Below are 12645 nucleotides of genomic sequence, written 5' to 3' on the forward strand. Positions count from 1 at the left end.
TAAACTCGCCAGCCTCCTGTTCAGCAGGGGGCTTTTTTTTGCTTATCAGTATTACAGGGGTAACTGATGCGCGACGCTTATCAGGCCTACAGACTTACCAGCAACGTAGAACAATCAAGGGATTGGGAAACGTAAATAAGGAAGGATTAACGATTATATTGCGCTAAGAGTGAAGGGATCTCTTGTGCCTGCACCGGGGGAGAAATGAAAAAGCCTTGAATTTTGTCACAACCAATCTGCATCAACCGGTCCAGTTGGGACTGGGTTTCCACCCCTTCGGCAAGAACTTCGATACCAAAATTATGCGCCAGTGAAATAATACCCTCAACAATCTTTGTCGATCGGGTGTCGGGTTCAATGCCAGTGACAAATTCTTTATCAATTTTTAAGGTATCAAAAGGATATTTCAACAGGTAATTAAGATTAGCATGACCGGTTCCAAAATCATCAAGCGCAAGCTTGACCCCTATCGCCTTTAATTCCGTCATATTTTTAGCCGCAATCTGACTGTCGTACAGCGGTGACGTTTCGGTGACCTCTATTTGGCATCGATGGACCGGCAATCCGGAGGTGGCAAGATTTTGTCTGACGCGTTGGGGTAACAGAGGATCGCAGAATTCAAGCGCGGAAATATTGACGGATAATACAATGGGGTCAGGCCAGGAGGTTGCAACATCCCACGGAGAGTGAGTAACCATATCTTCAATTGAAATAATATTGCCGCTATCTTCCAGTAACGTAATAAAAACATCGGGAGAGATCATACCCATCTGAGGACTATTCCAACGCATTAATGCTTCAAATCCGCTTATACACTGGGCATGTAAATTGAAAATAGGCTGATAAACCATATAAAGTTGACTGGTATTCAAAGCCTTTTCAAGCGCAGTTAGCACCTCATTGGAATTAAACATTCCCCTCTCCCTCTACAAATCATAACATTAAAAACCAGTCAAAATCACTCCCGAATTGTATCTACTATTAGGTGTATTACATCAGAAAAGAATGGTCAGGTTAGGGTAAAAAAGACATACGATGGGTAAATCTGACAATTAACTTATTTAAATCAGAGGTATTGGTCAGGCCAAGCTTGGCGACGACTCTCATCTTATGTGCCTGAATCGTTTTATAGTTCAGGCTAACTAACTCAGAAATTTCTTTGGCTGTATAACCACTTACCAGTAAGTTCAGGATCTGCTGCTCTCTTTCGGTTAATCTTTTCTGCGAACGATACAGTCGGGGGTTCCATTTCCCGACTGATAATGTCGCCAATTGACCAAAATCACGCAATGAAGATTTTTCAGTCAAAACTATTATTTTTTCGACATATAATAACTCTACGCATAATTTCGCCACCAAACTATCAGCAACAATCACCACGACGTTATTATAAAATTTGAATCGATTTTTATTCAAAAACTGAACAATGTCCGAACACGCATGTTCATTATCGATGATATTAAAAACCATGGTTTGATGCTGGCATAATGATGACTGATGCAACATATCCTCAAACTGGAATGTTTGTATCGGTACATGTTTGCTGGTGAGGTAGGCAAACATACCATTGCCCACAAAATTATCACTGCCACACATCAACATCCTGTTCACCGTTCCTTATAAGCTTCTAATCTTGTTACTCATTAAAAATTTAATAATAATTTTCTCGACTTCAGTCTCTTCACGACGATTTTTAAAATCAAACTCACACGAGATCTGATGACAGGAATACAACTGGTTATCCTCATCAAATTCATTGATCAGGACTACATCGATCACTTTTAAGTCCAGTTGTAAACTACCAAATGTATCGAAATCCAGAGATGCATTTTTAATCACCGCATCTTTATAAAGAAAACGGGCGTTTACATCTTTAATGATTAACGCACAACCACCCTGCGAGATATTTTTAATCTTGAAAGAGTAGTTTTCTCCATTTTTGTAACGACCAAAACAGAAAAAGTCATACCCCTTCATGAAGGAAAAACGCTGATTTTGTCTCTGCTGGGCAAAGAAAATCAAATCCGGTATGAGGTAGGATAATCCTACTTCTGCACCTGCTGATGGGGTTTGCTCGAATCTGGCACTAAATTTCACAATCCCGCTTTCGCTGTGCAGGATAAAGTATTGGACCTTTTCAGGAACAATGTCTTCGTGCCAGGAGATAACAAACCGCTCGAAATCAACCTTCTCTAACTGCGTGATAACGCTACTGTTTTCACATAACACTTCCAGTTTCGTTTTCTTGTGCAGCTCTTCACGAAGGGTAGCTATGATTTCAAACTTATCTTCCTTTGCTAATCCAAAGCTCATTCTAAAACCCTTATTTCCATATTTAAGATATGTCCCGCGTTTGGTTACTCACAAAACGCGAGATCAGCATCCACCCCTGGTGCTTAATTACCATAGTGGATTCCATGTCGAACAGTTGATTAAAAATTAAGTTTTTAACTATCTTTAGCCATTTATTGATACGTAAAAACATTTAATCAAAGTTAATTCTAGCTGAAGTCATGCCTAAAACCATGCGAACGTGTTGTTTAATTATAACAAAAGTGAATAACAATCTTTTTTAAAGTGTCATTTTGAGATAACAAATAGCAAGAATTGTACAGAAAAAAACAGAGAAAAATGAATGGGTTTTGATGGAGGAACTACGCAATATGCGAACTGGTGCTCTATCGAAAGAAGAAAGAAGATGCTTACGTCACTATATTATTAATCAGTAATATAAGTCCGACTGGTTATTGTGGCAAAGCGAATCATTGTATTTCATGTATAACATAAATTTCCCTTAGGGCAGAAAAAAGGCCAGCGTCCTGCTGGCCCGGTAATTACCGAATCGAACTATAGTGGCTTACTGTCTTGCAGAGGGTACAACGTTAAAAATTCAATACTTTTGCTTAATAATTGATCGGGAAGAATCCGCGATGATCATCACCGCTCCCGCCAACATTAACGTATCTTTTAACACCAACCGTCCAGCGCCTGACAAGTACGGAAATCCGTGGTGTAAATCACCCAGCGGCATCACCCATGCTTCTGGTGTGGTTATTAAAAATGATAAAGTTACAATTGGTGTGGCAAATGCCAGAACGCCGCCAATTAATCCCAGCCAACGGCTAACAGGATTAGCCAGCACCAGCAAAGCGATAAGAACTTCGACTACGCCCAGGCCATTTGAGAACGTATACGTGTTATTCGCCGTCTGCCATTCACGAGCCTGCGGTTTGAATTCACCTTCGTGGGTTAAATGTTGTTTGTATTCTTCTGGATGCTCATAAAAAAATGACATTACCGGACTATTGGCGACAAACGGCGTAATGCTGTCGGCTTCGTAAGGTACAAATTTTAATAACCCAATCCAGATAAAAACAATCGCGATACTCAGGCGAATCAAGGTTAATCCAACCCTATCACCTTTGCCCAATATACGAAGATATTTTTCCATTCCGGCTCTCCTCACTTGTACAAAATTGCCGTTGCGTGAGTGCTGCTATCAATGCGCATTGAGGTAATTTTCCAGGAAGTCGCTTTCTTTTCCTGTGCCAGTTTCGCAATGGCATCTTCCACCACGGAAGGAGTGCCAGACACGGCTGATACGCTAACGTGGGCAACCTCGGTTTGCGCTAACACGGAAAATGTCACCGGAGCAGTCAGTAATGCAGTCATTAGTAACGTAGTTTTAAACATGTTCATTTCTATTCCCATTAACAAGTTATTTCAGTGGAAATATAATAAAACATGTCACTTTATTTTATTTCATCCGTAACGCCAAAATAACTGTCAATTAGTATCAGGAAATATAAAAAAAGCCCCACACGGGTGGGGCAAATATGTAGACTACGCTATTATTATTTAATGAGTGAAAAGAGATCGTTTAGTGATTCGCTCATGCTTGGATGGGTAAATATTTGGTCACGCAATGTGGTATAAGGTAACCCCGCATCCATAACCGTCTTGATGATATTAATCATTTCATGAGAATCGACGCACAGCAGCGACACACCTAATATTTGTTTCGTTTCGCTATCTACCACCGCTTTAAGTACGCCACGGGTATCATTCATCACCCGCGCACGCGGGATAGCCGTTACCGGCAACGTCACGACCTGCACCGCCGCACCGCTGGCGCGAGCCTGTTCTTCAGTCATTCCGACGCGGGAAAGCGGCGGCGTCATAAAGACGGAATATGGTACATTTTGACGATCGCCCGTGTTACGTACCCCCTCGCCTAGCAGGTTGTCGCGCACAATACGGAAGTCATCCAGCGAGATATAGGTAAATTGTAATCCACCAGTGACATCGCCCATTGCCCATATGTTATCTGCCGAGGTACGTAGATATTTATTTACAATAACGGCACCACGGTCATTTACATCTACACCCGCATTCTGCAACTGCAGATTTTCAGTCGCCGGTTTGCGACCCGATGCCACCAGCAGCACATCCACCGTCTGGGTACCTTCCGGCATGTGCAGCTGTACTGCACTATCGTGAGAGGAGACCGACTGCACGTTGGCATTGAGGATCAGCTCAACGCCTTGGTCGCGTAAAATGTTGGCGATAGTGTCAGCAATATCCCGGTCTTCACGAGGCAAAAACTGCGGAGCTGCTTCATAAATAGTGACTTTGCTACCAAAGTTGGCAAACATCGATGCGAATTCAACGCCGATATACCCACCGCCCAAAATGCCCAGACGCTCGGGACGTTGCGTCAAATTCAACAACCCGGTGCTGTCAAATACGCCAGGCGTCGTGGTTAATCCCTCAACGTTCGGAATCGTTGACTGGGCGCCAGTATTAATAAAGATTTTCTCGCCGCTCAGTTCAACCTCACCTGTTGGCTGCACAACCCGCACTGTATGGTTATCAATGAATTCAGCACGACCTTCAATCACATCCACGTTCTCCAAATCGGCAAGATTATGGAAGTTTTTATCGCGCAGAAAACTAACAACGGAGGTCTTGCGCTGCATCGCTGCGGCAAAGTCATGCTGAAGTTCAGCATCGTGTACCAGGGTTTTGGTTGGAATGCAGCCGATATTGATGCATGTCCCACCATACATGGTGTTTGACTGTTCAATAATCGCTACCCGCCAACCCGTTTTGGCCAGTGTTGCCGCCAGCGTTTTACCCGCTTTACCAAATCCGATAACAATCGCCTGATACTGATTCATGCTGTCTCTCCGCCATGTCACTGTTCATTTGTTGAACTGAATTATAGGTTTAGCGATGCAAGAACAATGTATCCATAACGCGCCAATTATTGTCAGATCGTCTAAAAAACCGCTCTTTCCCTTCCACTCAACTTATTGAGCAATTAAACTAATACCATAAAATTATTAATAAAATTATTTGTGATAGCGTTGTTATCATCTCAATTAGCATTAGCAAAAACTGCCCAGGAGTCTTCATGGACGCACTTAGCCGATTACTTATGCTTAACGACCCGCAGGGCTCGATTGATCAAAACTGCCTGTTGAGCAGGGACTGGCAACTGCCGCATGCGGCGGGTGAACTGTCCGTTATTCGCTGGCATACGGTAACCCAGGGATTCGCTCAACTGGATATGCCTGACGGAACATCTTCCACATTACGCCCTGGAACAATAGTCATTCTGCCGCAAAACTCCGCGCATCGTCTGTGCCAGACAGGGGAAGAACAAACGCATATTGTCTGCGGGAGCCTGCGATTACAGGCATCTTCACGCTATTTTTTAACCGCGCTTCCGGAAGTATTATTACTGGCGCCTGAGGAGAACAGCCCCGTCAGCCATTGGCTGAAGGCCATGATTACGCTAATGCAGGAGGAATACATCAACGACCTGCCTGGCTCCAGCATCGTTTGCAGCCAGCAATGCGCTACGCTGTTCGCGTTAACCGTTCGCGAGTGGCTCGCCCAGTCGACACCCGCTAAAAATGTGCTGAATTTACTGCTGCACCCCAGGCTTGGAGCCGTTGTATTCATGATGCTGGAGTCACCGGCTTTTGCCTGGACCGTCGAAGAACTGGCAAAACGTGCACATATGTCGCGGGCCAGCTTCGCACAGCTATTCCGTGAAGTATCAAACTCCACGCCGCTGGCGGTGTTAACCGCGCTGCGCCTGCAGTTCGCCGCCCAGATGCTATCGCGCGGTACACAGCCGTTAATCGTTATTGCCGAGTCGGTGGGTTACGCCAGCGAATCGTCGTTTCATAAAGTCTTTTTACGGGAATTTGGCTGCACGCCGGGCGAGTACCGCAAACGCGTGAAAGCGTTGGCGGCATAACGCAACGCCTGCTTCGGCAGTAAAACCGAGGCAGACGAGCGCTTCAGGGCATTACTTTTGGTGGCGATGCCTGTGCAGCCACATCAGCTTATAAGCGGCCGGAATAATGAACAGTGAGAGCAATGGTGCGGTGATCATGCCGCCAATCATCGGCGCGGCTATGCGGCTCATGACTTCTGAGCCAGCTCCCGTCCCCCACAAGATAGGTAACAGACCCGCAATAATCACCGCCACGGTCATCGCTTTCGGGCGCACGCGCAGCACAGCACCGTGATATAACGCTTCATCCAGCTTATCCGCCGCAAAGGTTTGCGGATTTTCCAGCGCGGGGTCGGCTTCAATAGCGTGGCGCAAGTACATCAGCATCACCACGCCAAACTCCGCAGCAACACCTGCCAGGGCGATAAATCCGGTTCCGGTTGCAACCGACATATGGAACCCCATCCAGTAAAGGAACCAGATGCCGCCCACCAGCGCAAAAGGCACACTGGTGATAATCAGCAGCGCTTCACCAAAGCGACGGAAGGCCAGATAAAGCAGAACGAAGATTATCATCAGCGTCATCGGCACCATCAGTTTGAGCTTATGACTGGCGCGCTCAAGCAGCTCGAACTGCCCGGAAAACGCCACGCTGGTCCCCGGTTTTAACTGTACGTTTTCAGCGATCGCTTTTTTCAGATCGTTCACCACTGAGACCATGTCACGATCGCGGGCGTCGATGTAAATCCAGCTGGTTGGTCGCGCATCTTCGGTTTTCAGCATCGAAGGTCCCGAAACCACCGTCACATCGGCGACATCCGCCAGCGTGATTTGCTGTTTCATGGGCGTCAGAATGGGCAGATTACGCAGCGCTTCCGGGCTATCACGATAGCTCTGCGCATAGCGAAGGTTAATCGGATAACGTGCAATCCCTTCCACCGTTTCGCCGACCATTGCGCCTCCGACCGCAGAGGTGACAAACAGTTGCACCGCGCCGACGGTCATTCCGTACCGGGCCGCTTTCTCCCGATTAATATCCACATTGATATAGCGCCCCCCGACCAGGCGCTCAGCCAGTGCCGAAGAGACGCCCGGCACGGTTCTGGCCACCTCTTCAATTTGCTCCGCCGTGGCGTCGATATCTGCCAGAACGTTACCTGACACCTTAATGCCAATTGGGCTTTTGATCCCCGTAGAGAGCATGTCGATACGGTTACGAATCGGCGGAACCCACAGATTCGCCAGTCCCGGCAAGCGTACGGTTTTATCCAGCTCGGCAATGATTTTGTCCATCGTCATCCCCGGACGCCACTGGTCCTGCGGCTTCAGTTGGATCGTCGTTTCAACCATTTCCAGCGGTGCGGAGTCTGTTGCGGTTTCTGCCTTACCGGTTTTACCAAACACGCGCGCCACTTCCGGAACGGTCATGATCAGCTTGTCGGTTTTTTGCAGCATGTCCGCTGCCTGCGCCGCTGAGATCCCCGGCAATGTCGAAGGCATATACAGCAGGTCACCTTCGTTAATCTGCGGCAGGAATTCGCCACCGACTTTATTCAGCGGGTAGATAACCGTCAGTATTGAAAGCACCGCCACCAGAATGGTGGTCTTGGGCCAGTGCAATACCTTCAGCAATAGCGGATGGTAAATACGGATCAGGAAACGGTTAAGCGGGTTGCTGCTTTCTGCAGGTATTTTTCCGCGGATCCAGAATCCCATCAGGATCGGAATAACCACGATGGCCAGAAACGCCGCACCTGCCATGGCATACGTTTTGGTGAACGCCAGCGGCCCGAACAGTCGCCCCTCTTGCCCCTCAAGCGTGAAAATAGGGATAAACGACAATGTGATAATCAGCAGGCTGATGAACAATGCCGGGCCGACTTCTACCGAGGCGTCAGTAATGACCTTCCAGCGCGTTGCGTTATCCAGCTTTTCATGCGGATGCTGATGCCCCCACTCTTCCAGCCGCTTATGGGCGTTTTCAATCATCACGATGGCGGCGTCGACCATCGCCCCGACGGCAATGGCAATGCCCCCCAGCGACATGATATTGGCGTTCAGCCCCTGGAAATGCATCACGATGAACGCGATACACAGCCCCAGCGGCAGGGAAATAATCGCCACCAGCGCAGAACGCAGATGCCACAGGAACAATGCACACACCAGCGCAACAACGATAAACTCTTCCAGCAGCTTGTAGCTCAGGTTATCAATGGCGCGGTCAATGAGCTGACTGCGATCGTATGTTGTAACTATTTCTACGCCTTCCGGCAGGCTACTTTTCAGCGTATCGAGCTTGGCTTTAACCGCGGAGATCACCTCACGCGCATTTTTACCGGACCGCAGAATAACCACCCCGCCCGCCACTTCGCCTTCGCCATTCAGTTCGGCGATCCCACGGCGCATTTCCGGCCCAATCTGTACGCGCGCCACATCGCGCAGGTAAACAGGTACACCGTCGGCCCCTGTTTTCAGGACGATGTTATTGAAATCATCGAGAGTTTGCAGATATCCACTGGCGCGGACCATATATTCCGCTTCAGCCATCTCAATAGATGAGCCGCCCGCTTCCTGATTCGACGTATCCAGCGCCGATTTCACGTCCGCCAGACTGATGCCATATTGCGTCAGCTTCATCGGATCGATAACGACCTGATACTGTTTAACCACGCCGCCTACCGAGGCGACTTCCGCCACATTGGGAATCGTTTTTAACTCATACTTTAAAAACCAGTCCTGAAGAGAACGTAATTCCGCCAGATCGTGTTTCCCGCTGCGATCCACCAGAGCGTACTCAAATATCCAGCCGACACCCGTAGCGTCCGGTCCCATTTCCGCGCTAACGCCAGCCGGCAATTTTCCCTGAACCTGGTTGAGGTACTCCAGTACGCGCGAGCGCGCCCAGTAAGGATCGGTACCATCTTCGAAAATGACGTACACGTAGGAATCGCCAAACTGCGAGAAACCACGCACAGTTTTCGCGCCCGGTACCGACAGCATGGTGGTGGTCAGCGGGTAGGTCACCTGATTTTCAACAATTTGCGGCGCCTGACCCGGATAGCTGGTTTTGACGATCACCTGAACATCAGAGAGATCGGGCAGCGCATCAACCGGGGTATTGATGATGGTCCAGGTTCCCCAAATACTGAGAAACAGCGCCCCCATCATCACCAGAAAACGGTTTGCCACCGAGCGGCGGATAATCCATTCAATCATTTATCATATCCTCAGTGTGAATGGGTCGCCTGGGCTGGCATGGCGGCTGCGTCTTGCGTCTTACTGTTCTGGGCGCGCATACGGTCCAGTGCGCCAGAGATATTCGCTTCGGAATCAATCAGGAACAGACCGCTGGAAACCACTTTTTCGCCTTCGGTCAGGCCGGAGCGGATAGCCGTCAGTCCTTGAGATTCATGGAATACCGCAACCTGTTTCGGCACAAATCGGCCTTCGTTATCAACGGTGATTACCCGCTGCTCGGTACCCGTATTAATTAGCGCTTTAGACGGGATCAGCAGCATTGGCTCGCTTTGTGTTTTCAGTTGCAGGTAAGCATTCATCCCGGGCTTGAGCGCCTCGTCAGGATTATCGACCTGTAAACGGAGCTGGAGCGTACGCGTGGTAGCATCAACGCTGGGTAAGATACTCCACTTGCTGATGGTGAAAGGCTTATCCGGCCAGGCGGGCACGGTGATGGTAAATTGCGAGGCATCTTTAATCAGCCAGGCGATAGATTCCGGGACCGACGCGCTGACCCATACCGGGTCCATACCCTGAATTTTCGCGACCACATTGTCTTTGGAAATGTTCATACCAGTACGCAAATCGAATGCGGTGATCACCCCATCAATAGGCGCTTTCAGGGTAAAGCGGGTCTGAATTTTACGCGTCGATTTTAAACGCTGAATATCCGCTTCAGGCATTCCAGCCAGACGTAATCTCTCCAGAATTCCTTCCACCTGCGTCGCGCTGCCGCCAGTTTCTCGCAGCAATAAATATTCGCTCTGCGCCTCAACCCAATCAGGAATAGTCAGGTCGATCAGCGGCGCGCCTTGCTTAATTTTGTCCCCCACGGTCAGTGGATAAACCTTCTCGATAAAGCCCGCTGAGCGTGCCTGGACTATAACAAACTGGTATTCGTTATAACTAACGTTGGCCGGAAAAGTTTGCGCGTAGTGCAGTGGTCCACGACGCACTGGCTCTGTTTTCAGCCCCAGGTTCTGGGTTTGTGTAGGATCGATGCGCACGCCTGGTGATGACGCGTTCGCGGTCTCTTCATCGGCATATTTCGGGATCAGATCCATATCCATAAATGGCGATTTACCCGGTTTATCAAAACGCGTGTTTGGGTACATGGGGTCGTACCAGAACAACACTTTTCTGGCTTCTTTTGGCGAAGCCTGCCCGGTTTCAGCCGTTGCTTTTGCGGATGAATAATAAGTATAAATACCGACAGAAATAACCCCACCGGCAATCATGCCAGCAAGAATAAGCGCGGTATTTTTAATATTTAAAGACGCCATAGTGATTTCCATTGCGCGATAGTCTCACCCGCGTTCGCAAAAACCCGGGCAAGAATAAAAGAGACCAACGAGAACGTTATTTACTGATGTGAATATCGCGTAACACAGAGAGATTTCCCTGCTGAACAAACGTAAACGCGACCTTATCGCCTGGCTTAATATCATCAGCCTTCGTACCGGCAACCCGTGTAAAACGCATCGTCATGGCTGGCCAGTTCACCGCAGGAATAGGATCATGCTTGATCGTAATCTTTTTACTTCCCATATCAACAGCTTCAATCACCCCGGTAGCGCTAATGAGTTGTTCCTGTTGAGCCGCTGGCTGCATATTCATCATCTCACCATGCTGATGCTCATTGGCCTGAGCGTTAAACATGATCATAGAGAAAAGACTAAACAGCACAGCTTTGGCGGTCGTATTCATAATTGATGCTCCTGAAAGATTAATATTAAGGATTACTCCACCCAACCGCCGCCTAAGGCAGCAAACAGCTTAATTTCATTAGCCTGTTGGGCGTAATTAAGATCGAGCAGCGATTGCCGCGTAGCGAATAAAGAACGTTCTGCGTCTAATACTTCGATATAGCTAACTGCACCATTCTGATAAAGCGCTCTGGCGCGTTGTAGTGTGATTTGCAATGAATCCAGATAACGCTGCTGCCCGCTAATTTGATCGGCAATGCTTTGGCGCAACACCAGTGCATCCGCCACTTCTTTAAACGCGTTCTGAATTTTTTGTTCGTAATTCACTACCGACTGTTGCTGGCGAATTTCTGCCAGGTCGAGATTGGACTGATTACGTCCGGCGTCAAATATTGGAATATCTATTTTGGGGACAAAATTCCACATGCCGCTGGCGGCATTAAATAAACTGGAAAGATCGCTGCTGCTACTGGACACGGAACTGGTTAACGTTATAGACGGAAAAAATGCCGCCCGCGCAGCACCGATATTGGCATTTGCCGCCAATAATCCGTGCTCAGCTTCCATAATATCCGGGCGCTGCAACAGTATTTGCGACGAGAGCGATGGCGGCAGCGTTACCGGTTTAATATCCCCACGGCTGCGCGCGTGGTCATCAGGTAATTTCCCGTATGTACCCAGCAACAGCTGCAGCGCGTTATTGGCCTGCGCCAGATCACCTTTACGCTTGGCAATTTCGCTACGCGTACTTTCGATCACACCGCGCGCTTGTTCCAACGCCAGTACGTTGGTGCTACCGGTTACCAGTTGCTTCTCTACAAAAGCGTAAGAGCGCTGGTAGTTTTGCAGCGTTTCTTCAGCAACTTGCAACTGCGCGTAAGCCAGACGCTGATTAAAATAACTTTGCGACACGTTGGAGATTAATGAGATGTGTACCGCCCGACGCGCTTCTTCGCTGGCAAAGAAATTCTGTCGCTCAGCTTCACTCATATTTTTTAGCCGCCCAAAGAAATCCAGGTCGAAACTAAGATTGAGTCCAGCTTCGAATTCACGATCGGTGCTGCTATCACCTTTTAATTTACCGCTGTAAGTACCACTGGAGCCTGCCGTGAGTTGCGGGTAGCGGTCGGCGTCCGTGACGCCATATTGCGCTCTCGCTTCCTGAACTTTTAGCACAGCCATACGTAAATCGCGGTTATTAACCAATGCCTCGCCAATCAGCGCCTTTACCTGGGAGTCAACGAAGAAGCTCCGCCAGCCCGTGTCCTGATATTCACCAGGAGCCGCTACCAGGGCATTCTGTTTTAAAGAAAATTGCTGCGGCACCGGCAAAGCCGGGCGCTGATAGTCCGGCGCCAATGAACAACCGGCGAGCACGAATATAGCGCTGAGGGTAAGAAGCTTAAATTTGCTCATAGTTCTTCTCGTCCTGACCGGACTGATGTCCCTAAA

At 48.4% G+C, this 12645-nt stretch carries 11 protein-coding genes; 1 reads left to right on the plus strand and 10 read right to left on the minus strand.

All coding sequences use genetic code 11. From position 1 onward, the window contains the following. Nucleotides 1–146 precede the first annotated feature (146 nt). The 6 genes from OGX66_RS10590 to rclA form a co-directional block, all read right to left on the minus strand. The gene (locus OGX66_RS10590; RefSeq protein ID WP_032948757.1) at nucleotides 147–914 is read right to left on the minus strand and encodes a putative bifunctional diguanylate cyclase/phosphodiesterase; all 768 of its coding nucleotides are present in this window, start codon (nucleotides 912–914) and stop codon (nucleotides 147–149) included. Between the two features lie 100 nt (nucleotides 915–1014). After that, nucleotides 1015–1596 (minus strand): helix-turn-helix domain-containing protein, encoded by a 582-nt coding sequence (locus tag OGX66_RS10595; protein WP_008319941.1) that lies wholly within the window; start codon nucleotides 1594–1596, stop codon nucleotides 1015–1017. Between the two features lie 21 nt (nucleotides 1597–1617). Further along, a complete protein-coding gene (locus tag OGX66_RS10600) occupies nucleotides 1618–2313 on the minus strand; it encodes a flagellar brake protein (RefSeq protein WP_088902624.1) in 696 nt (231 codons plus the stop codon). A 577-nt stretch (nucleotides 2314–2890) separates the two neighbouring features. Next, on the minus strand, nucleotides 2891–3451 hold the full coding sequence (rclC, locus tag OGX66_RS10605; protein ID WP_003021961.1) for a reactive chlorine resistance membrane protein RclC: 561 nt from the start codon (nucleotides 3449–3451) through the stop codon (nucleotides 2891–2893). Nucleotides 3452–3462: 11 nt separating this feature from the next. After that, nucleotides 3463–3693: a reactive chlorine resistance periplasmic protein RclB gene (rclB, locus tag OGX66_RS10610; RefSeq protein ID WP_003021959.1), complete on the minus strand. Its 231-nt coding sequence runs from the start codon at nucleotides 3691–3693 to the stop codon at nucleotides 3463–3465. Between the two features lie 161 nt (nucleotides 3694–3854). Beyond that, on the minus strand, nucleotides 3855–5180 hold the full coding sequence (gene rclA / locus OGX66_RS10615) for a reactive chlorine resistance oxidoreductase RclA (protein ID WP_044699473.1): 1326 nt from the start codon (nucleotides 5178–5180) through the stop codon (nucleotides 3855–3857). Nucleotides 5181–5416: 236 nt separating this feature from the next. Here rclA and rclR point away from each other — a divergent pair, with 236 nt between their 5' ends. Next, nucleotides 5417–6271: a reactive chlorine-specific transcriptional regulator RclR gene (gene rclR / locus OGX66_RS10620; protein ID WP_044699470.1), complete on the plus strand. Its 855-nt coding sequence runs from the start codon at nucleotides 5417–5419 to the stop codon at nucleotides 6269–6271. 51 nt (nucleotides 6272–6322) lie between these two features. Here rclR and OGX66_RS10625 read toward each other — a convergent pair whose 3' ends face one another. The 4 genes from OGX66_RS10625 to OGX66_RS10640 all read right to left on the minus strand — a co-directional run bounded on the left by OGX66_RS10625 (nucleotide 6323) and on the right by OGX66_RS10640 (nucleotide 12609). Then, on the minus strand, nucleotides 6323–9466 hold the full coding sequence (locus OGX66_RS10625) for a CusA/CzcA family heavy metal efflux RND transporter (protein WP_270921599.1): 3144 nt from the start codon (nucleotides 9464–9466) through the stop codon (nucleotides 6323–6325). Between the two features lie 11 nt (nucleotides 9467–9477). After that, nucleotides 9478–10770 (minus strand): efflux RND transporter periplasmic adaptor subunit, encoded by a 1293-nt coding sequence (locus OGX66_RS10630; protein ID WP_046669837.1) that lies wholly within the window; start codon nucleotides 10768–10770, stop codon nucleotides 9478–9480. Between the two features lie 76 nt (nucleotides 10771–10846). Next, nucleotides 10847–11194 carry a cation efflux system protein CusF gene (gene cusF, locus OGX66_RS10635; RefSeq protein ID WP_163198584.1) on the minus strand — a complete coding sequence of 116 codons (348 nt, stop codon included), beginning with the start codon at nucleotides 11192–11194 and terminating at the stop codon, nucleotides 10847–10849. Nucleotides 11195–11226: 32 nt separating this feature from the next. Continuing rightward, on the minus strand, nucleotides 11227–12609 hold the full coding sequence (locus OGX66_RS10640; protein WP_270921598.1) for an efflux transporter outer membrane subunit: 1383 nt from the start codon (nucleotides 12607–12609) through the stop codon (nucleotides 11227–11229). Nucleotides 12610–12645: the final 36 nt, after the last annotated feature.

The organism is Citrobacter sp. Cf072 (assembly GCF_030334485.1).
In the GTDB taxonomy this organism is placed as follows: domain Bacteria; phylum Pseudomonadota; class Gammaproteobacteria; order Enterobacterales; family Enterobacteriaceae; genus Citrobacter; species Citrobacter freundii.